At 61.3% G+C, this 20,431-nt stretch carries 22 protein-coding genes; 6 read left to right on the forward strand and 16 right to left on the reverse strand.

The annotated features are described in order from the left end of the window. Positions 1 to 15: 15 nt before the first annotated feature. The 3 genes from phaC (at position 16) to phaR (ending at position 3,231) form a co-directional block, all read left to right on the forward strand. On the forward strand, positions 16 to 1,821 hold the full coding sequence (gene phaC, locus AAC077_RS00365; protein ID WP_339765730.1) for a class I poly(R)-hydroxyalkanoic acid synthase: 1,806 nt from the start codon (positions 16 to 18) through the stop codon (positions 1,819 to 1,821). Between the two features lie 172 nt (positions 1,822 to 1,993). Then, the gene (locus tag AAC077_RS00370) at positions 1,994 to 2,437 is read left to right on the forward strand and encodes a phasin family protein (protein WP_339765732.1); all 444 of its coding nucleotides are present in this window, start codon (positions 1,994 to 1,996) and stop codon (positions 2,435 to 2,437) included. A 218-nt stretch (positions 2,438 to 2,655) separates the two neighbouring features. Continuing rightward, entirely contained in the window at positions 2,656 to 3,231 is a 576-nt protein-coding gene (gene phaR / locus AAC077_RS00375) for a polyhydroxyalkanoate synthesis repressor PhaR (protein ID WP_339765734.1), read from the forward strand. A gap of 91 nt (positions 3,232 to 3,322) precedes the next feature. On the opposite strand, the gene AAC077_RS00380 is transcribed toward phaR, so the two are convergent. From AAC077_RS00380 to rlmJ, 14 genes are all read right to left on the reverse strand, one after another. Next, positions 3,323 to 4,510, reverse strand: a complete 1,188-nt coding sequence (locus tag AAC077_RS00380; RefSeq protein ID WP_339765736.1) for an aminotransferase class I/II-fold pyridoxal phosphate-dependent enzyme — start codon at positions 4,508 to 4,510, stop codon at positions 3,323 to 3,325. A gap of 128 nt (positions 4,511 to 4,638) precedes the next feature. Beyond that, a complete protein-coding gene (locus AAC077_RS00385) occupies positions 4,639 to 5,943 on the reverse strand; it encodes an FAD-binding oxidoreductase (RefSeq protein ID WP_339765738.1) in 1,305 nt (434 codons plus the stop codon). A 61-nt stretch (positions 5,944 to 6,004) separates the two neighbouring features. Next, positions 6,005 to 7,369, reverse strand: a complete 1,365-nt coding sequence (locus tag AAC077_RS00390; protein WP_339765740.1) for a glutamine synthetase family protein — start codon at positions 7,367 to 7,369, stop codon at positions 6,005 to 6,007. Continuing rightward, positions 7,369 to 8,049, reverse strand: a complete 681-nt coding sequence (locus AAC077_RS00395; protein ID WP_339765742.1) for a type 1 glutamine amidotransferase — start codon at positions 8,047 to 8,049, stop codon at positions 7,369 to 7,371. Before AAC077_RS00395 ends, AAC077_RS00390 begins: the two co-directional genes overlap by 1 nt. Before the next feature lie 64 nt (positions 8,050 to 8,113). Continuing rightward, positions 8,114 to 9,448, reverse strand: a complete 1,335-nt coding sequence (locus AAC077_RS00400; protein WP_339767897.1) for a glutamine synthetase family protein — start codon at positions 9,446 to 9,448, stop codon at positions 8,114 to 8,116. A gap of 122 nt (positions 9,449 to 9,570) precedes the next feature. Then, positions 9,571 to 10,377: an ABC transporter permease subunit gene (locus AAC077_RS00405; protein ID WP_339765744.1), complete on the reverse strand. Its 807-nt coding sequence runs from the start codon at positions 10,375 to 10,377 to the stop codon at positions 9,571 to 9,573. Then, on the reverse strand, positions 10,374 to 11,255 hold the full coding sequence (locus AAC077_RS00410; protein WP_339765746.1) for an ABC transporter permease subunit: 882 nt from the start codon (positions 11,253 to 11,255) through the stop codon (positions 10,374 to 10,376). Before AAC077_RS00410 ends, AAC077_RS00405 begins: the two co-directional genes overlap by 4 nt. A 39-nt stretch (positions 11,256 to 11,294) precedes the next feature. Continuing rightward, on the reverse strand, positions 11,295 to 12,029 hold the full coding sequence (locus AAC077_RS00415; protein ID WP_339765748.1) for a transporter substrate-binding domain-containing protein: 735 nt from the start codon (positions 12,027 to 12,029) through the stop codon (positions 11,295 to 11,297). Positions 12,030 to 12,055: 26 nt separating this feature from the next. Continuing rightward, positions 12,056 to 12,835 (reverse strand): amino acid ABC transporter ATP-binding protein, encoded by a 780-nt coding sequence (locus tag AAC077_RS00420; RefSeq protein ID WP_339765750.1) that lies wholly within the window; start codon positions 12,833 to 12,835, stop codon positions 12,056 to 12,058. Between the two features lie 273 nt (positions 12,836 to 13,108). Next, on the reverse strand, positions 13,109 to 13,546 hold the full coding sequence (locus tag AAC077_RS00425) for a TerB family tellurite resistance protein (RefSeq protein WP_339765752.1): 438 nt from the start codon (positions 13,544 to 13,546) through the stop codon (positions 13,109 to 13,111). Positions 13,547 to 13,603: 57 nt separating this feature from the next. Beyond that, a complete protein-coding gene (locus AAC077_RS00430; RefSeq protein WP_339765754.1) occupies positions 13,604 to 14,050 on the reverse strand; it encodes a TerB family tellurite resistance protein in 447 nt (148 codons plus the stop codon). 9 nt (positions 14,051 to 14,059) lie between these two features. Beyond that, entirely contained in the window at positions 14,060 to 14,644 is a 585-nt protein-coding gene (locus AAC077_RS00435; protein ID WP_339765756.1) for a hypothetical protein, read from the reverse strand. An 82-nt stretch (positions 14,645 to 14,726) separates the two neighbouring features. After that, positions 14,727 to 15,023, reverse strand: a complete 297-nt coding sequence (locus AAC077_RS00440) for a DUF1330 domain-containing protein (protein ID WP_339765758.1) — start codon at positions 15,021 to 15,023, stop codon at positions 14,727 to 14,729. A gap of 10 nt (positions 15,024 to 15,033) precedes the next feature. Continuing rightward, positions 15,034 to 15,813 (reverse strand): 23S rRNA (adenine(2030)-N(6))-methyltransferase RlmJ, encoded by a 780-nt coding sequence (gene rlmJ / locus AAC077_RS00445; RefSeq protein ID WP_339765760.1) that lies wholly within the window; start codon positions 15,811 to 15,813, stop codon positions 15,034 to 15,036. A gap of 138 nt (positions 15,814 to 15,951) precedes the next feature. Between rlmJ and AAC077_RS00450 the strand changes: the two genes are divergently transcribed. Next, the gene (locus AAC077_RS00450; RefSeq protein WP_339765762.1) at positions 15,952 to 16,470 is read left to right on the forward strand and encodes a methanogen output domain 1-containing protein; all 519 of its coding nucleotides are present in this window, start codon (positions 15,952 to 15,954) and stop codon (positions 16,468 to 16,470) included. After that, a complete protein-coding gene (locus AAC077_RS00455; RefSeq protein WP_339765764.1) occupies positions 16,448 to 17,404 on the forward strand; it encodes a GGDEF domain-containing protein in 957 nt (318 codons plus the stop codon). The genes AAC077_RS00450 and AAC077_RS00455 overlap by 23 nt, the downstream gene beginning before the upstream one ends. Positions 17,405 to 17,472: 68 nt before the next feature. Here the strand turns inward: AAC077_RS00455 and AAC077_RS00460 are convergent, their stop codons facing one another. Both AAC077_RS00460 and secG read right to left on the reverse strand, forming a co-directional pair. Further along, the gene (locus AAC077_RS00460) at positions 17,473 to 19,119 is read right to left on the reverse strand and encodes a CTP synthase (protein ID WP_339765766.1); all 1,647 of its coding nucleotides are present in this window, start codon (positions 19,117 to 19,119) and stop codon (positions 17,473 to 17,475) included. Between the two features lie 183 nt (positions 19,120 to 19,302). Beyond that, the gene (gene secG, locus AAC077_RS00465) at positions 19,303 to 19,665 is read right to left on the reverse strand and encodes a preprotein translocase subunit SecG (RefSeq protein WP_339765768.1); all 363 of its coding nucleotides are present in this window, start codon (positions 19,663 to 19,665) and stop codon (positions 19,303 to 19,305) included. 128 nt (positions 19,666 to 19,793) lie between these two features. Between secG and nthA the strand changes: the two genes are divergently transcribed. Then, the gene (gene nthA / locus AAC077_RS00470) at positions 19,794 to 20,411 is read left to right on the forward strand and encodes a nitrile hydratase subunit alpha (RefSeq protein WP_339765770.1); all 618 of its coding nucleotides are present in this window, start codon (positions 19,794 to 19,796) and stop codon (positions 20,409 to 20,411) included. Positions 20,412 to 20,431 lie beyond the last annotated feature (20 nt).

Here is a 20,431-nt window from a genome sequence, read left to right on the forward strand (position 1 = left end):
GAGGTTCGTTTCACTATGACAACAAAAGACACAGTATCTGGTGAAATGTCGGGTGAAACTCTCGATAAATTGACAGAAAACCTTTCCAAAGTGGACGAACTGCGCGAACGCCTGACGCGTGTCATGACGCAGCGCAGCACACATAACGCTGCGTTAGATGGCCCGAATCAAGAGCTGTTTGGCAAGGCTGCGACCGCCTATTGGCAGGATGCCATCCATAATCCGGCCAAACTGATCGAACAGCAGATGGGCTATTGGTCGAAGACGATGGCCCATTTTGTCGAGGCGCAGAAGGCGTTGACGCAGGGGGGCATGTCGGCCCCCGAGGACACCGGCCCGACGGACCGGCGCTTTGCCAACCCGATGTGGAGCCATCACCCTTATTTCAATTACGTCAAACAACAGTACCAGATCAATTCGGCAGCACTGCTTGAGGCTGTGAACAATGTCGAGGATATGGACCCCGCCGAGAAGCGGCGGCTGGGCTATTTCACCCGCCAGATCGTCGATCTGATGAGCCCGACCAATTTTCTGGCCACCAACCCCGACGCGCTGGAAAAGGCCGTGGCGACCGAAGGCCAAAGCCTGATTGACGGGCTGGAGAACCTGATCAAGGATCTGGAAACCAACAATGGCGAGCTGGTGGTCAAACTGGCCGATGAACAGGCCTTTGACATTGGCAACAACATTGCCACGTCGCCGGGCAAGGTGGTGTTTCGCAACCGCATGATGGAGGTGATCCAGTACACCCCCACCACGGACGAGGTGCACGCCACGCCGCTGATCATCTTTCCGCCCTGGATCAACAAGTTCTACATTCTGGATCTGAAGGCGCAGAATTCGCTGGTCAAATGGATCGTCGACCAAGGCTATACGCTGTTCATCGTGTCGTGGGTGAACCCCGACGCGTCCTACCGCGAGGTCGGGCTCGAGGAGTATGTGGAAGAGGGGTATATCACCGCCATAGAAGAGGTGAAGAAGATCACCGGCCAGAAGCAGGTCAATGCGGTGGGGTATTGTATTGCGGGTACGACCCTGTCGATGACCCTGTCGATCCTCAAGCAGCGCGGCGACAGTTCGGTGAAATCCGCCACGTTCTTTACCGCGTTGACCGATTTCAGCGAACAGGGCGAATTTGCGCCCTTCCTGACCAACGACTTTATCGACGGCATCGCGGCCGAGGTCGAGGACAAGGGCGTATTGCCGTCGGTCATCATGGCGCGGACGTTTTCGTTTCTGCGGTCCAACGATCTGGTCTACGCACCTGCAATCCGAAGCTACATGATGGGCGAAACGCCCCCTGCGTTTGATCTTTTGTTCTGGAACGGTGACGGCACGAACCTGCCCGCCAAGATGGCCATGCAATATCTGCGCGGCCTGTGTCAGGAAGACCGCCTTGCCCGCGGCGAGATGGAGCTGCTGGGGCACAAGCTGTCGCTGGCCGATCTAGAGCTGCCTGTCTGCGCCATCGCCTGCGAGACAGATCACATCGCCCCGTGGAAAGACAGCTTTCGCGGCGTGCAACAGATGGGGTCCAAGCAAAAGACCTTTGTCATGACGCAGTCGGGACATATCGCGGGGATCGTCAATCCGCCCTCGAAAAAGAAGTACGGCCATTACACCAACACCGACCTGTCGGGCGATCACGCCAGTTGGCTGGACGGCGCGCAGTTCCACGAAGGGTCGTGGTGGCCACGCTGGGGCGTATGGTTGAAGAAGCGGTCGGGCAAGATGATTTCTGCACGTATTCCGGGTGATTCTACGCACCCAGTGCTGTGCGAGGCCCCCGGAACCTATGTGTCGAACAAGCCAAAGGGCTGATATTTTTAGGGAATTACCTTAGGTCAGTCTTTTTTTGCTGCGGCGCAGCATTTTTCTTGCAATGCCGCAGTGCAGCATCTATATTGATGTCAGACGCCAAACGCGGGGATGCCCCGCAACCAGACGCCGAATGCGGGGATGCCCCGCTTTGCAACCCGAAAGGACAAGTAAAATGGCTAAGACACAAGATATGACCGCGATGTTCAAAGACATGATGGGCGCATTCCCCGTCGACACAGCTTCGATGGAAGATGCATTCAAATCCGCAACAACACTGAACGAAAAACTGTCCGGTGTTGCGCTGGAAGCGGCTGAGAAATCGACCGAAGTGTCCAACAAATGGACCAAGGAAACGCTGGCCAAGCTGGCAGAAATGTCGAAAGCGAAAACCGAGCCCGCAGATTACGCCAAAGCGATGACCGACTTCGCGTCGTCCACTGCTGAAGTGGCTGCTGAAAACATGGCCGCATTCGCCGAGATCGCCAAAAAAGTTCAGATGGAAACAGTTGAACTGATGATGGCCGCTGGCAAAGACATGAGCGAAGAAGCTCAGACAGCGATGAAAAAAGCTTCGACAGACGCGCAAGCGGCTGTGAAAAAAGCGACAGCGAAGTAATTCGCAACAGACAACCGCGCGATTTCCTCCCTGTTATTCGCGGTAAATCAGGGTGGGTTCCGAAAGGGACCCGCCCTTTTTTTATGCCTGTGGGCCTTGGAACGGTGATCTGCGTGCACACGTTTGACGTGTGCGACCCGCAGCGCGATGATTTCCTTTCCATTTTCGATTTGGCCCCCTAAGCTGCATTGCAGCACGTAGTCTGGGGAGGATTTTCCGTGACGACCAAAGACAAGCCATTGCTGATCAAACGGTACGCAAGCCGCAGGCTGTATAATACCGAAACGTCCGATTATGTGACGTTGGAAGATATTTCCGGATTTATCCGTGACGGGCGCGAGGTTCAGATCGTCGATCTGAAATCCGGCGACGACCTGACGCGGCAATATTTGCTGCAAATCATCGCCGAACACGAAAGCCGCGGCGAAAGCGTTCTGCCGGTGGATGTGCTGAACGATCTGGTGCGCAGCTACATGGGCGGCAACGCCAGCGTCGTGCCGCAGTTCCTGGAAGCGTCGTTCGAGATGCTGCGCAGCGGGCAAAGCCGCATGTTGGAAAACATGGGCGCGATGAACCCGATTGCCAAGATGCCCGGCCTTGAAGCGATGCAGGCGCAGCAGGCGGCCTTTGTCAAAGCGATGACAGGCGGCATTGGCGGCATCCCGACCAACTGGTCGACCACACCGCAGATGGACCCGTCCGAGGCAACCGAAGACGAAGCGCCCGCCGAAGATCTGGACGCGATCAAGAAACAACTGGCCGAGTTGCAGGCGAAGCTGTCCAAGCTGAAGTAATGCACTGGCACCCCGACCAACGACATCCCATTAAAGCAAAAGGCGGCCACTAGGGCCGCCTTTCTTTTGGTCCGTGAGCGTGGTGGTGATCTCAGGTCCCGTAAGCGCGCGCCTCGCCAAAGGCAGCTTCGGCGGCACCCAGCAGGATGTCGGCCACCGTGTCCAGTTCCGCGCGGGTCAGATGCACCGGCAGACGCACGTCACAGGCGCGCATCAGCATGGCACGGGTTTGCGGCAGTTCGGGCAGGTCGGCGATGAACTTCCAGTTCCAGAAGGCACGCGCGTTGTCGTCGCTTAGGCCAAACACCTGAACGGTGACGCCCTGCGCCTTGGCGGCGGCGACATAGTCCAGCACTTGCGCATCGGTTACGCCCTGCACGTTGAACTGGATCGAATCCGGCGCGCGGGTTTCGGGGGCCATCGGGGCGGGCACGTCGATCCATGGGCTGGTGTTCAACTGCGCTGCAACATGATCGTGGCCCGCCAGCCCGTCGGTGACGCGGCGCGCCAGTTCGGGCAGTTGCGGGCGGATCACGGCGGCGCTGAGGTTGCCCATGCGCAGGTTGTACAGGGGCAGGGTGTTCTGGTGCGCGGCAAAGGCGTCTTGCAGAACGGGGTGTTTCTTCCAGTTGTGCTCGTACGCGCCGGACATGATGACCGCACGCGCCACCAGATCGGCGTCGTCGGTGATCAGGATGCCGCCTTCGCCCGCGTTGATCATCTTGTAGGACTGGAACGAGAAGCAGCCGATGCGGCCCAGCGTGCCGATCTTGCGGCCATGCCACAACGTGCCCAGCGAATGGGCCGCGTCTTCGATCACCGGAATGCCTGCGGCGTCGCACAGGCCCATGATTGCGTCCATGTCCGACGTGTGTCCGCGCATGTGGCTGACGATCACGGCGCTGACGGTCGGCAGTTTGGCGGCGAAATCCGCCATGTCGATGCGATAGTTGTCGCCCACTTCGCACAGCACCGGCAGGCAATCGGCGTGGATCAAGGCAGAGGGGACAGCGGCAAAGGTAAACCCGGGGATCAGCACCCGCGCATCACGGGGCAGGTCCAGCGCCCTGAGCGACAAGAACAGCGCCGCCGAACAGGACGACACGGCCAGCGCGTATTTGCTGCCCATCATCTGCGCAAACTCGGCCTCGAGCAGGGTCACCGGAGAGTCGGAGGCCGCCGTATAACGGAACAGGTCGCCCGATTGCAAAAGCCGGTCAATCTCGGCCTTGGCGGCTTCGGGGATCGGTTCGGCGTGGTGCATGTTGGGCAGGGACATATTTGCATTTCCTTAACTGCGGTTTTCAATTTCGTAAAACAGTTACGCAGAAAAGGAAACGGTTTTGTGACGCGACACCAGATTTCGGCGGTGTTGTGCAGTTTTGGGTGAATGCGTGAAAGGGCGCGTCAGACGCCCAGCCGGTCGCGCAGCGCATACCATGTCATCGCCAGCGCCAGCAGCGGCGTGCGCATCGCAGGGCCGCCGGGAAAGGGTGTCGTCGGGATCGCGGCCATTGTGTCAAAGCCGTCGCCTTGCCCCTCGACGGCCAGCGCCATCAGTTGTCCCGCGTGGGTGGCGGTGCCCAGCCCGTGACCGGAATAGCCCGAGGCCGACAGGATGTTGGGCGCCAGTCGTGCCAGATAGGGCAGGCGTTTCATCGTGATGCCCAGCGTGCCGCCCCAGGCATAGTCAATGCGCACGTCTTTCAGATGCGGGAACACCACCGACATGGGGCCGCGCACCTTGGCCGAGATGTCGGCGGGGAATTTGTAGCCATAGCTTTCGCCACCGCCGAACAGCAGGCGGCCATCGTGGCTCAGCCGGAAGTAGTTCACCACAAAACGGCTGTCGGCCACCGCCACGTCCTTGCGCAACACCTCTTGCGCGGCAGCGCCCAAGGGTTCGGTGGCCGCGATGAAATTGTTGATCGGCATGACACGTGCAGCCGTCTTGCGCTCCAGCCCGCCCAGATAGCCGTTGCAGGCCAGCAGCACGTGATCGGCGACGACACGGCCCCCGTCGGTGCGCACGGTGGCCTTGGCCCCGTGGTCGATGTGTTGGGCCGCAGACCCTTCGAATATCCGCACGCCCGCCGCCTTGCAGGCCCGCGCCAGTCCCAGCGCCAGGTTCAGCGGATGCAGATGCGCCGCATCGTGGTCCAGGATGCCGCCGCAATAGTCGGGCGAGGGGCAGACCTCGGCGGCAAAGCGGTCGGCGTCAAAGGTTTCGATCTGATAGCCGTAGACGCGGTCCATGTGTTCGGCATAGTCATGCAAGCCTGCCACGTCGCCCTTGTCCGAGGCGCTCCACGCGACGCCGGGTTTCAGGTGGCAGTCGATCCGGTGCTTTGCGATCAGGCTTTTGACCAGATGTTTCGCATCCTCGCCCAGATCCCACAGCTTGCGCGCGGCCTCGATCCCGACCATCTTTTCCAGCTTGGGTTGCTCGACCCGCTGGCCCGACCCCAACTGCCCGCCATTGCGCCCCGACGCGCCAAAGCCCACGCGCTGCGCGTCGATCAGCACCACGTCGCGCCCCGCTTCGGCCAGATGCAGGGCCGCTGACAGGCCGGTATAACCGCCGCCCACCACGCAGACGTCCGCCTTTGTCTCGCCTTTCAGCGGGGCAAAGGCAGGCAGGGTGTTGGCTGTCGCGGCGTACCAACTGTCGGGGTAGGCGCCCAAGGCATCATTGGCGTAAAGCAGGTTCACGAAGCGGCATCTCTTCTCTGGTTCAAAAAATCCCCCCCGGAGGGCCGGGGGGCAACGATCGTCACGCGTTCAGCAAAAGGTGCTCGCGTTCCCACGGGCTGATGACTTGCAGGAACTCGTCGTATTCGGCGCGTTTCACGATGGAATAAACCCGGCCAAAGTCCGGGCCCAGCACCTCTTGCAGTGCGTCGGCGGCGTCGAACCCTTCCAGCGCCTGGCCCATGTCGCGGGGAATGTCGCCTTCGCCTTCATAGGCATCGCCCTTGAACTCGGGCTTGGGCTGTGTCGCTTCGACCAGACCCAGATAACCGCAGGCCAGCGAGGCCGCGATGCCCAAGTAGGGGTTGCAGTCCATGCCGGCGATGCGGTTCTCGACCCGCCGTGCGCCGGGGGACGACAGCGGCACGCGGATGCCCGTGGTGCGGTTGTCGCGGCCCCATTCCAGGTTGATCGGCGCGGCGTGGTCTTTGACGTAGCGGCGGTAGCTGTTCACATAGGGCGCCATCACCGCCAGCGCGTCGGGCATGTGGTTTTGCAGCCCGGCGATGAAGTGATAAAACTCGGGCGTTTCGGCCCCGTCAGCGTCGGAAAAGATGTTCTCGCCGGTTTCCACGTCCAGCACCGAATGGTGGATGTGCATGGCCGAACCGGGTTCCTGCGCGATCGGTTTGGCCATGAAGGTGGCGAAACAGTCGTGGCGCAGGGCCGCCTCGCGGATCAGGCGTTTGAAATAGAACACTTCGTCGGCCAGCTTGATCGGGTCGCCGTGGCGCAGGTTGATCTCCAACTGGCCCGCGCCGCCCTCTTGGGTGATGCCGTCGATCTCGAACCCTTGGGCCTCGGCAAAGTCATAGATGTCGTCGATCACGGGGCCAAACTCGTCGACGGCGGTCATCGAATAGGCCTGCCGCGCGGCGGCAGGGCGGCCCGACCGGCCCATCATCGGCTCGATTTCCTTGGCGGGGTCGATGTTGCGCGCCACCAGGTAGAATTCCATCTCGGGGGCCACGACCGGCTCCCATCCCTTGTCGCGGTACAGTTGCACCACGCGGCGCAGCACGTTGCGCGGGCTGAACGGCACCGGCGCACCATCGCGGTCATAGGCGTCGTGGATCACTTGCAACGTCCAGTCGCCGGTCCACGGCGCAGCGGTGGCCGTGTCCATGTCGGGGCGCAGGATCATGTCGCGTTCGATGAACCCGTCGGCCCCCGCCGCTTCGCCCCAGTCACCGGTGATGGTCTGGAAAAAGATGCTGTCAGGCAGGTGGAAATAATCCTGCCGCATGAATTTCGAGGCAGGCACGGCCTTGCCGCGGGCAATGCCGGGCAGGTCTGAAACGATACATTCCACTTCGTCCAGTCGCCGCCCCTCAAGATAGGCCTGCGCGGCTTCGGGAAGGCTTTCCAACCAGCTATCGTTGGCCATTATGCTCTCTCTTTCTTGAAAAATTCGGCCATGAACGTGCCGATGTCTGAACTGTTGTCTGCGTCCTTCAGGTGGGTGGCGGCGTCTTGCAGTTGCGCGTCGGGCACCACGCCGGGGCCGCGATAGCGGATCAACCCGTCGACAACGCCGCTGTCGAACTCGGGGTGCGGCTGGATCGTCCAGATGCTGTCGCCATAGAGCAGCGCCGCAGTGGCGCAAAAGTCGCTGGCACCCACGACGCGGGCACCGGGGGGCACTTCGACCACCTGATCCTGATGCCACGCGTTCAGCGCCATTCTGGCCCCGTGCAGGTCGTATTCGGTGCGCCCCACGGACCAGCCGCCATCGTATTTCACCACCTTGCCGCCCAAGGCCTGCGCGATGATCTGGTGGCCAAAGCAGACCCCGATCAGCGGTTGGCCCGCGTCGCGGATCTGGCGAATGAACGCTTCCAGCGGGGGGATAAAGGGCAGGTCTTCGTAGGCGCCGTGTTTCGATCCGGTGATCAGCCAACCGTCGGCGTCCTGGATGCTGTCGGGAAATTTCATGTCCACCACGTCGAAGGTCACGAACTCCAGATCGTGCCCCCCAAGCAAGCGGTGGAACATCGCGTCATAGTCGCCGTGGTCTTTGTATACTTCCGCTGCGGCGTGGCCGGTTTGCAGAATGCCGATCTTCATGAGTCACCTGATTTGATCAAATTTTCCGCAAGGCGACGGCAGCCGCCCTGCGTTGGTGTGCAGCCTACACGGTATCGAGATAAACTTCGACCCGCTCTTCTGGGGTCAGCTCTTCCATGTATTTGGCTTCCTGGCGCTTGGTCATGGTAAAGTTTCGGATCAGCCCGGGGGCAAAGATGCGCGCGATCTCGGGGCTGGTTTCAAAGACGTCGATCGCCTTTGTCCAGTTTTCGGGCACCTGTGGCAGGTCCTGATCATAGCCGTTTCCGGTGATCGGCGCGGGTGGTGCGATCTTGTCTTCCAGCCCGTTCAGCGCCGCACCCAGAACGGCGGCGACCGACAGATAGGGGTTCACGTCGCCACCTGCCTGACGGTGTTCGATCCGCCGCGCAACCGGTGACCCTGAGGGAACGCGGATGGCTGCCGTGCGGTTTTCATAGGCCCATGCCACGCCGGTGGGCGCATGTGCGCCCGGCACCAGACGGTCAAAGCTGTTGTGATGCGGCGCAAAGATCAGCGTCGAGCCGGGCATCGCCGCAAGGCAGCCCTGAATGGCATGGCGCAGCGCGTCCGATCCCAGTTCGGTGCCGTCGTCAAAGATGTTCTTGCCGTCCTTGTCCAGCACCGAGAAATGCATGTGCAGGCCCGAGCCTGCGTAATCCTCGTAGGGTTTGGCCATGAACGACGCGGCAAAGCCGTGTTTGCGCGCCAGGCCTTTGACCAGCATCTTGAACAACCACGCATCATCCGCCGCTTTCAGCGCGTCGGGTTGGTGCATCATGTTGATCTCGAACTGGCCCAGACCGGCCTCGGAAATCGCCGTGTCGGCGGGAATGTCCATCGAATCGCAGGCGTCATAGAGTTCGGTAAAGAACTGGTCGAACTGGTCCAGCGCCCGCAGGCTTAGGATTTCACCCGCCACACGCCGCTTGCCCGAGCGGGGCGAGATGGGAACGCGCAGGTCACGGCCCGAATCGTCGATCAGGAAGAATTCCAGTTCAACGGCCACCACGGGGGTCAGTTCCAGATCGGTGAACCGTTGCTGAACGGCCGCCAACGCATGACGCGGATCGCCCTCGAAGGGGCGGCCATCCTCGTGGAACATCCAGATCGGCATCAGGCCGGTGGGCGTGTCCAGCCACGGCATCCGCACGAACCCGCGGTCGGTGGGTTTCAGCACGCCGTCGCGGTCGCCGCTTTCCATCACCAACGGGCTGTCGTCGATATCTTCGCCCCAGATATCAAGGTTCATCACCGACAGTGGAAAGCGCGTTCCGTCTTCGATCACCTTGTCAGCAAAGCGCACAGGCACACGTTTGCCGCGGGGTTGTCCGTTCAGATCAGATGCCGCGACGCGGATGGCGCGGATGTCGGGGTTGGATTTCAGCCAGTCGTCCATGGGATGCTCTCGTTTTATTCGACCCATGAATATCCCTGCGCGGGGTGCAAAGTCTATTTAATTTGATCAAAAGTTTGCGCGGGCCGTCAAAAACCCCTTATCCGATCAATTTCGGGGCACCATTATCTGATCAAATTCATCCGAATTTTCAGCCGTGGCCGCGTGTTCGCAGGCAGGTGCCGGTTCAGGTGCCGGTTTACCAGCCCGAACAGGCTGACAATCACCAACGTCAGCAGGATGAAATAGCCCGCGAGGATCGGGTAGGGCACGAAGGGGTTGAACGTTTTGTCCGCGAAATAGCTGGCGTAATACAGGGCGTCGCCGCGTTGTTGCCATGCGGGAAAGCCGCTGAAGAACACCAGCGTCGTGGCGTGAAACAAAAAGATCGCCTCGTTGGTGTACGCAGGCCAGGCCAGCCGCAGCATGGTGGGCCAGATGATGCGTCGGAACCGTGGCCAGCCTGACATGCCATAGGCGTCGGCGGCTTCGGTATCGCCCTTGGGGATGGATTGCAGCGCGCCGTAAAAGATCTCGGCCGAGTAGGCGGCGGTGTTCAGGAACAGCACGATCAGCGCCCCCAGCCACGCGGCTGTGAAGTTGCTGAAGAACGGATAGCTGCTTTTGAGCGACAAAAACAGAAAGTAGGCAAAGAAGAACTGGATGAACAGCGGCGAGCCACGGAACAGGAAAATGAACCATTCCGCCGGTTTGCGCAGTGAGGCACGGGGCGACGCCTTGGCCACGGCAAGGGCTGTGGCAAAGAAGAAACCCGTCAGCAGGGCGCAGATGCCGAAATAGGCGTTCCAGATCATGCCCGAGCCGATCAGCGTGACCTGTTCACACAAGGTAAAGTCGGACCGGGGCAGCAGCCGTTCGCCAAAACCCAGCGAGCGAAAGGCATAGGACTGGATGGTGTCGATACAGCTCATGCCGCTTTCCTTTGGGCTTCGCCGCCGGCGGTGGCCTGTCCGCGCGTCAGCCGTGCCATCAGACGGCCCAGCAGGGTTTCTGACACTTTGGTCATCAGCAGGTAGAAAATAAGCAAAGCAAGGAAGTACCACATGCGCCAGTCGCCGTGCGGGTAGCTGGTGAATTTCGACGTCTTGGTGCCGCCCAGTTCGCGTGCCCAATAGACGATGTCTTCGATGCCCAGCAGGAACAGCAGTGGCGTGGCCTTGATCAGCACCATCCACAGGTTCGACAGGCCGGGCAGGGCAAAGACCCACATTTGCGGCACAAGGATGCGCCAGAAGGTCTGGCGTTGGGTCATGCCATAAGCTTCGCCGGTTTCCAGTTGCGCGCGGGGCACGGCGCGCATGGCGCCGAACAGCACGTTGGCGGCAAAAGCGCCGAACACGATGGCAAAGGTGATGACCGCAAGGCCAAAGGCATAGGTTTCGTGCATCCACTCGGGGCTGCTGCCCAAGGGCAGCTTGGCCGCCTGGCACACGATGAAATCGTTGCCCTGACGCACCGGCTGGTCCCAATCGGGGCACAGGATGCGGTGGCGGGTGTATTCAAACAACTGGTCCAGCGCGATCACGAAGAACAGGAAAAACGCAATGTCCGGCACGCCGCGCACAACGGCGATGTATCCTTTGCCCAGCCACGAGACAGGGGCAAAGCTGGCGCGGGCGGCCATGGCCCCCAGAAAGCCAAAGGCCAGCGCCACGGGGGCGGTGACGGCCAACAGCCCCAGCACCTTGAAGAAGGACAGGTAGAACGACAGATGCACCCCTGTTGTCAGAAAACAGGAGAGCCAGGTCAGTCCGCCCAGTGTCGATGGATCAGCGCAATATGAAAACATGGGTGTTCAGGGCGGGGCCAAGCCCGCCCTGATGCTTTATCAATAGGTCGCGGTGTCGTCGCCGAACCACTTTTTCAGAAGGGTGTTCAGCGAACCGTCCCCTTTCATCTCGGTGATGACGGCGTCGAACTTGTCTTTCAGCTCGGTGTCGCTTTCGCGCAGACCCATGCCGATGCCGCCGCCCAGGGCCACTTCTTCGCCAACGAACACCAGTTCGCCGCCCGACGCTTCGACCAATGGCACCAGATAGTCACGGTCGGCGAACACCGCGTCCGCTTCACCGTTGCGCACGGCGGCGACGGTTTCTTCGGGGGTTGCGAATTCAACCAGTGTCGCACCGCTTTCGGCAATGTAACCCGCCTGAATGGTGGCGGTCTGTGCGGCCACGATGGCCTCTTTCACGTCCACACCCTCGGCTGCGGCGACATAGGCCGATGCGGTGGGGGGGAAGTAGTCCTGGGTAAAGTCGATGACTTCGTCACGTTCGTCGGTGATGCTCATGCCCGCCATGATGGTGTCGTAGTTGCCCGACACCAGGTTGGGGATGATGCTGTCCCAGTCGTTCTTGACCCATTCACACGTCAGCTCGGCACGCTTGCACAGCTCGTCGCCCAGCTCGCGCTCGAACCCGTCGACTTCGCCGGCGTCGTTGATGAAGTTATACGGAGGGTAGGCGCCTTCGGTGCCCATGCGGATGGTCTTTTCGTGACCGGCGGCCAGCGCAAAGGTGGCGCTAACGGCCAGTGCGGCGGATGCAAGGATGATCTTTTTCATGATTAACTCCCGTTTGGTTTTTTTGTTTACGCAGCGTGGGTTGTCGCAGACAAGAACCCGCGCAGTCGTTCGGATGAGGGCGCGCCGAACAGCGTGTCGGGCGGCCCTTGTTCTTCGATCAGGCCCTGATGCAGGAACACCACGTGATCCGACACGTCAGCGGCCAGTTTCATATCGTGGGTCACGATCATCATGGTGCGGCCTTCGGCGGCCAGATCCTTGATGACCTTGACAACTTCCTGCTCCAGCTCGGGGTCGAGCGCGCTGGTGGGCTCGTCGAACAGCAGCGCCTCGGGCTCCATGCAAAGTGCGCGCGCGATGGCGGCGCGCTGTTGCTGGCCGCCGGACAGTTGCGCAGGATAGGCGTCGCATTTGTCGCCGATGCCGACCTTGTCCAGATAGGCGCGGGCGGCGCTCTCGACCTCTTTGTGATCGCGCTTCAGGACCGTTACCGGCGCTTCCATGACGTTTTGCAGAATCGTCATGTGCGCCCACAGGTTAAACTGCTGGAACACCATACTCAGATTGGTGCGGATGCGCAAAACCTGACCCGCATCGCCGGGGCGGCGGCCGTGGCCGGTGCCGCGCCATGTGACCGGTTCGCCCTTGAACAGAACCTCGCCTTGCTGGCTGTCTTCCAACAGGTTGCAGCACCGCAGCAATGTGGATTTTCCGGAGCCGGACGAGCCGATCAAACTGATCACATTGCCGCGCGGCGCGGAAATATCCACGCCTTTCAACACTTCAAGCGCGCCATAGGCTTTGTGCAGGTTCCGAATTTCGATGACAGGCGAGGTGTCGGACAAGAGCAGGCCTTTTGGGCTTGGGTGACAGGTTAGAGGGTATAAGGGACAAATTTTAGGCGGTTTGCAACTTGGATTTACAGTCAAAGTGATCTGTCGGGGGTGGTTGACGCCAAGGCAACAGGCATATGCCGCGAAAGAAGGCGGTTGTGGCGGCGGTGGTTCGGGGGCGCTGCCCCCGGCGCTGGCGCGCCACCCCCGGGATATTTGGGGCCAAAAGAAAGCCTGTCCGGTGAGGGTGGGACAAGGCCCCGCCCGGTCGTCGGGCAGGCGCGCCTAGCTGTTCGTGACCTGTTGGCGGGCGATGGCGCTGTCGCGGTCGGTGACGCCCAGCAGGTTCGCGGCCAGCCGCAGCACGGCGTCTTCTTCCTGCGCGCGTTCGCCGTCGGCCAGAACCACGGTCCACATCGCCTCGATCACGCCCAGACGATGTTCGTAGGGCACGGCATCCTTGATCGCGCGGGTGAAGCGAACGGTGTCCGGGGCCTCTGATTCCAGTGCCTCTGCATCGCGGCGCAGGGCGGTGGCTGCATCGGGTGTCAGCCCGTAGCGGGCGCCGACCACGCTGTCGATGGTGGCCGCTTCGCCGGTGTCATAGGTGCCATCAGACCGGGCGATCCGCACCAGCAGTGCGGTCAGCGCAAGGCGCGCGTCGGTGTCGGGCAGTTGGGCGGGCTCCGGCTGGGTCAGCCGTTTGAGAAAATCAGCAAACATGGACGTGATATAGGCGGTGCCGCGCCCGAGGCCAATGCACAGTTTGATGACCGGTTTTTAATGTCCGGGGGCGGCACCCGTGGCTTCGGCCTGAATCACGGCGCTGTCGGCGTCGGTGATGCCAAGGGCCGCCTCGATCTGGTGCAGCGAAAGCTCTTCGGATGCTTTGCGGCGTCCGTCGGCCAGCACGACCTTCCACATGGACATGGCCAGCGACCGGCGGTCGTCATAGCCGACCTCCTGGCGCAGGATGCGGGCGAATTCTTCGGTGCCCGGCGCATGCCGTTCCAATGCCTCGCACGAGGCGCGCAGTTTCGCGGCAGCCAGCGGTTTCAGCCCGAAGGTCGCTTGCAGGATGCGGTCGATCTGGCTGACCTCTTCGACCGTATAGCTGCGGTCGGCCAGGGCGACGCGCACCAGCAACGCCCCCAGCGCCAGTTGCGCGTCAGGTTCGGGCAGCGGTTTCTGGTCACGGGGACGGCGGGGAAAAAGGCGATCAAACATGGTGCAACCCTAGCCCAGATCGGGCGGCGGACCAAAGCGTAAATTGTCCAAAGCAAGGCCTTGATCGTCAGAATTTGTCAGCACAAAGCCCGCGATGTCCGAGGTGTCGTCGTTGCGCACAAATCCGAAGGTGTCCTCGGCCAGAGGGCCCAGTTGCAGGGTGGTGATCACCGATCCGTCGCGGCGCAGGAATTGCACCTGTGCGGTGCCGCCTTCGCCGCCGCGCAGATCAAAGGCCAGCGCCGGCTGGTCGCGGTCGAATTGCACGGCGATGGCCCCTTCGCCCTGGGCGTCGCGTTTGGGAAAGCCTGCCGTGCCGTAGCCCACCAGAACCGTCCGGGCCGCGCCACCCATGTGCACCAGCGCCAGATTTTGTCCTGCGTCACCCGCCACCACCGCCAGCGGCGGGCCGAAAGCGGCACCGGTGACGCTGTCGTGGGGGCCTGTTGCGGTCAGGCCCTGGCCCGAGAAACGTTCGCCGAACCGCGCGCCTTTCAGCGCCAGCACCGTATCAAGGTGGCGGCCGGGGCCAAAGCTGGCCTGTTGGTCGTCAAAGGTGATGATCTGCGTCAGCGCCAGAGATGCGGGGGACACGACGCAAACGGGCGTATCGCAGGCCGCAGCAGCGTGTGCGAAAAACAGTGCGGCGCAGGCACCGCACCACGGGGTTGTCCCCTTAGGGGGCATAGCCTTCGACGATCACCAGATTGCCCTCGGAGATGTCTTTGCGCAGGTCATAGGCGGCCTTGTAGGCGTCGCTTTCATAGCAGGCGACCGCGTCGGCATAGCTGGGGAATTCGATCACCACGGTGCGGCTGTTCCATGTGCCTTCGGGGTTGGTCTGCTGGCCGCCGCGCACGACGAAACGCGCGCCATATTCGGCGAAGGGGGCGGCGTTGGCGGCCTGGTATTTCTTGTAGGCGTCGGCGTCATGCACCACGTTGTGTGCGATCCAGTATCCTTTGGCGGCCATTGTCTTGTCCTTAGGTCAGTGTGTCGAAACGATCTTTCAGCCGTTTTGCCTCGGCGTCCAGACCGAAGGGTGGATTTATCACGAAAAGCCCCGAGCCGATCATGCCATGACCCGGGCGCGCAGGGGGAAAGCGGACCTCGGCGCGCAGGGCGTCGGGATAGGTTTTCGACAGGGTTTTCAGCATGGGCACATGCAGGGCCGAGGTCAGCACCGGATACCACAGCGCCACGATGCCCACGTTCCACGCGCGGGTGAATTTGGCGATATGTTTGGGGATGTCGTCATAGTCGTCCTTGATCTCGTAGGACGGATCAATCAGCAGCATCCCGCGGCGCGGGGTGGGGGGCAGCAGGCTGTGCGCCATGTCAAAGCCGTCGCGCTGGTGGCAGGTGACGGGATAGGGCGACATCGCATAGTCCAATGCGCTGTGTTCGCGCGGGTGCAGTTCGGCCAGATGGATGGTGTCGGTGGGGCGCAGCAGGCGCGCGGCGATCATCGGCGATCCGGGGTAGGCCTGCGGCCCGTCCTCGGCGCGGACCTGGTTCAGCACGCGGGAAAAGGGGTGGTCGGGCGCGAACCAGCCCTGCACGCGGCGGATGCCTTGGGCCGCCTCGCCGGTCTTGCGCGCCTCGTCGGCGTCCAGATCATAGCTGGCGCGCCCCGCGTGGGTTTCGATATAGGACAGCGGTTTGTCCTTGCGCGTGAGATAGTCCAGCATCCACGCCAGCAGGCCGTGCTTGTGAACGTCTGCCAGATTTCCGGCGTGATAGATGTGTTGATAGCTAAGCATAAGTCCTTGTGCGGCATGTGCAGCCTGCGCGCAAGGCAGCGGTGGTGCCGGTGCTGCACGACTGGGGCGGGCTAACCATTTGTTCAGACCTTGGTGCGATGGTGAAACCCTGCACTGAAATTTATGTTGGATAAGCCGATGAAAGATACTGTTTCTTCCCCGCCCGAGGCCGGGCGCCCGGCGTTGACGCGCGATGTGTTCTTTGCCGACATGATCGGCGAACTTGCCGGCGCCCTTGAAGAGGTGATCGGGCTGGAAGATGCCTCAGGTTTTGTGGCGATGGTCGGCAACCGGATCGGGGATGACCTATCGCAGCTTTATGCCCTGTCCCCTGATTTTCCAAATGATACACCCGAAGACATCGCGCGCATCTGCGTCGATCTGAAGGAGAAGATCAGCGGTACGTTTACCGTGGAAGAGGTCAGCGAGGATGGCGTTGTGTTCTCCAATTGCGACTGTCCCTTTGGCAAGCGGGTCGAGGGACGGCCGTCGCTGTGCATGATGACAACCAATGTGTTCGGGCGGATCGCCGCAAATGCAACGGGATATGCGCGCGTTCATGTCGCTGAATCAATTGCGGCAGGCCATTCACGGTGCCGCGTGACCCTGGGCCTGAAACCGGATGACAGCGCCAATGGTCACGAATTTTTCCGCTGATCCGGGGGCGACGGTTCAGCAGCTAGATGCTGTATTCGGACGCGCACCCGAACCTGTGATGCTGTTGTCGGAACAGGGTGAAATTTCATATGCGAACCAACGGGCAAAAGCATTGCTGGCCGCAGGGTTGGATGGCACGGACGACGGGTTGATCGCGGCACTCGTACCGCAGTTGAGCCAGGTGTTGCGATCCTCGGTGACGATCCCGATACGGGTCGATTTGAAATCCGGGCCTGTCTGGTTCAAGGCGTGGCGCATCTCGGGTGCTCCATTGGATGAAAGGGGCGCGATGGTCATGCTGTTCGGCGATTCCTCGGGTATCTTGCGCAGCCGGTTCATGTTGTTGCGCAACGAGGTTGCCAATATCGAACACCGCCGCGCCCGTGAACTGAAAGTGGCCCAGCAGCTTAAGACCGAGGCGCAACACCTGCGCCGTTTGGTATCCACCGACCAACTGACCGGCCTGACCACGGGGCAGGAATTGCGCAAGGCGGTGACCAAGGCTTTGGAACGCGGAACCAAGACCGGCGCGCTGCTGTTTGCGGACCTCGACGGTTTCAAGGAAATCAACGACACCTATGGCCACAGCGCGGGCGACACGGTGCTGGAACATGTGGGTCAGCGGCTGTTGGAACACAAACGGGGCGAGGATGTGTCTGCCCGTCTGGGCGGGGATGAATTCGCGTTCTGGATTGCCGACGTGGACGCCGCGATTGCCACCCGCATTGCCCTCCGTCTGCGCCGCCAGATAGAACGCCCGGTGTCCTGGCGCGGACCGGATGGGCAGGCGCTGGATCTGGTGGTCGGCGCGTCTTTTGGCATCGCCTGCTATCCGCAGGACGGATCGGATTACGCAGCGCTGGCCAATGCAGCCGACGCACGGATGTACACCAACAAACGCGACCGCAAGGCGGTGCTCCCGCAGCGCGCATAACGCTAGGCCCTATCCATCCTTCGCCGCCGGGGCGGGATGACTGGACGTCTGAGCAGGGTGTTCAGAAATCAGACCAGCCGGCTGATCTCTTTCGCGGCACGCACGAAATCCTTGAACAGTGGGTGCGGGGCGAAAGGTTTGGATTTCAGCTCGGGGTGGAACTGCACGCCGATGAACCACGGATGATCAGGCCATTCCACGATTTCGGGTAGGCGGCCATCCGGCGACATGCCGCTGAACACCAGCCCGGCTTTTTCAAGTTGCTCGCGGTATTTCACGTCAACTTCGTAGCGGTGGCGGTGACGTTCATCAATGGTGGTGGTGCCATAGGCCGTGGCCACCTTTGACCCTTCTTTCAGCACAGCATCGTAGGACCCCAACCGCATGGTGCCGCCCTTGTCGTCGCCGACTTTGCGGGTGACTTTGGCATTGCCCTGCACCCATTCCTTCAGGTGGTAGACCACAGGTTCGAAACGCTTTTTGCCCGCTTCGTGGTCGAACTCTTCCGAGCCTGCGGCCTCGATGCCCGCGACGTTCCGCGCGGCCTCGATCACCGCCATCTGCATCCCCAGGCAAATGCCCAGGTAGGGCACCTTGTTCACGCGGGCATATTCGGCTGCCTTGATTTTGCCCTCGGTGCCGCGCTCGCCGAAACCGCCGGGCACGATGATCGCGTGAAAGCCGTCCAGGTGGGCTGCAACATCGCCGGATTTGTCAAATATTTCGGCGTCGACCCATTCGATCCGCACTTTCACACGGTTGGCCATGCCGCCGTGCGTCAGTGCCTCGGCGATGGATTTATAGGCGTCTTCCAACTGGGTGTACTTGCCGACAATCGCCACTTTCACCTCGCCTTCGGGGTGATGCACGCGGTCGGATACGTCTTGCCATGTGGTCAGGTCAGGGCGCGGTGCCGGGCTGATCTGGAAGGCATCCAGAACCGCCTGGTCCAGACCCTGTTCGTGATAGGCCAGCGGCGCGTCGTAAATGGTGGGCAGGTCATAGGCCGCCACGACCGCCTCTTTGCGAACGTTGCAGAACAGGGCGATTTTTTCACGTTCTTTTTCGGGAATCGGCTGTTCCGAGCGGCAGACCAGAATGTCGGGGGCGATGCCGATGGATTGCAGTTCCTTGACCGAGTGTTGCGTCGGTTTGGTTTTCAATTCACCACTTGCCGCCAGATAGGGCAGCAGCGTCAGGTGCATGAAAATGCACTGGCCGCGCGGTTTGTCGTGGCTGAACTGGCGGATCGCCTCAAAGAAGGGCAGCCCTTCGATGTCACCGACGGTGCCACCGATTTCGCACAGCATGAAATCAACCTCGTCATCCCCGATGTCAAGGAAGTCTTTGATTTCATTGGTAACGTGCGGCACCACCTGAATGGTTTTGCCCAGGTAATCGCCACGGCGTTCCTTTTCCAGCACGGTGGAATAGATGCGCCCCGACGACACGGAATCGGTTTGCCGCGCAGGCACACCGGTGAACCGCTCGTAGTGGCCAAGGTCCAGATCGGTCTCGGCGCCGTCGTCGGTGACGAAAACCTCGCCATGCTCGAACGGGGACATCGTGCCGGGATCGACGTTCAGGTAAGGATCAAGCTTGCGCAACCGGACCGAAAAGCCGCGTGCCTGTAGCAAGGCCCCCAGCGCTGCCGACGCGAGCCCCTTGCCAAGTGAAGAGACCACACCGCCAGTGATGAAGATATAACGCGCCATGAGTTCGGATGCTCCCCGTGTTGCAAATGCGATTTTCGGATGAACCAAAACCACCAGAATCGGCTGCGATTTTCACAGCACCACGGGGCCTCAGTATAACAGATGATTTCAGTTCAAGGCAAGCCATGCCGCAACATGATGTTGCAGCGCGGCATCTTGCCTCAAGGTATAGCGATTAAAGGGTCAGTCGCCCGCGGGCACCAGCGGCGCGTCGGCGTCGCTTTGTGTGGGCGGTGTCAGACCATCGGCAGGGGGTGTCAGCGGCGTGCTGTCCTGCGTTTCAGGCGCGGCACCCAACCGGTCAATGACAGAAGACCCTGCGGCCTTTTCGGCTGCGATGATGGTCAGCGTGATCGACGTGATGATAAAGCCGATCGCCAGAATCCATGTGACCTTGCCCAAGGCTGTGGCGGCTGCACGGCCTGTCATGGCCCCGCCACCACCGCCGCCCATACCCAGACCGCCGCCTTCAGAGCGCTGAAGCAGCACAACGGCAATCAGTCCCAAGGCTAGGATAAGGTGAATGATCAGGACGACATTTTCCATGGATGCTCACGATGCTCACGTTCGGTTTTGCGGGTATCTATGCAAGTTTCGCAGGCGGGGCAAGGGTGCGTGGCCGGTAATGCGGAAGGCTCTGGACAAATGGCCGGCCTGCGCGCCATGCTGGGGTCATGCCACACGACCATCATGACCACGATCACGCCCATGCGCTGCTGCCGCCGGACCCTGCTTTGCGGGTCAAGGCGCTTGAGACGATCCTGACCGAAAAGGGGTTGATCGACCCCGCGGCACTGGATGAAATCATCGACACCTACGAAAACCGCATCGGCCCGCGCAATGGTGCGCATGTGGTGGCGCGTGCGTGGTCCGACCCTGCGTTCCGCGCGGCCTTGCTGGACGATGCCACCGCAGTGGTGTCCGATCTGGGGTATTACGGACGCCAGGGCGAACATATGGTTGCGGTCGAGAACACCGATGACGTGCACAACATGGTCGTGTGCACCCTGTGCAGTTGCTATCCGTGGCCGTTGCTGGGCATTCCGCCGGGTTGGTACAAATCCGACGCCTATCGCGCCCGCGCCGTGCGCGAGCCGCGCAAGGTGCTGGCCGATTTCGGCGTGACATTGCCCGAAGCCACCGCCGTGCGGGTCTGGGATTCGACGGCCGAGGTGCGCTATCTGGTGATCCCGCAGCGCCCCGCCGGAACCGAAGGCATGGACGAGGCGGCTTTGATGGATCTGGTCACGCGCGATTCGATGATCGGCACCGGACTGGCGTTGAAACCATGACCCGCGTCCACACGAATAAG

Source organism: uncultured Pseudosulfitobacter sp. (assembly GCF_963976325.1).
Classification (GTDB): domain Bacteria; phylum Pseudomonadota; class Alphaproteobacteria; order Rhodobacterales; family Rhodobacteraceae; genus Pseudosulfitobacter.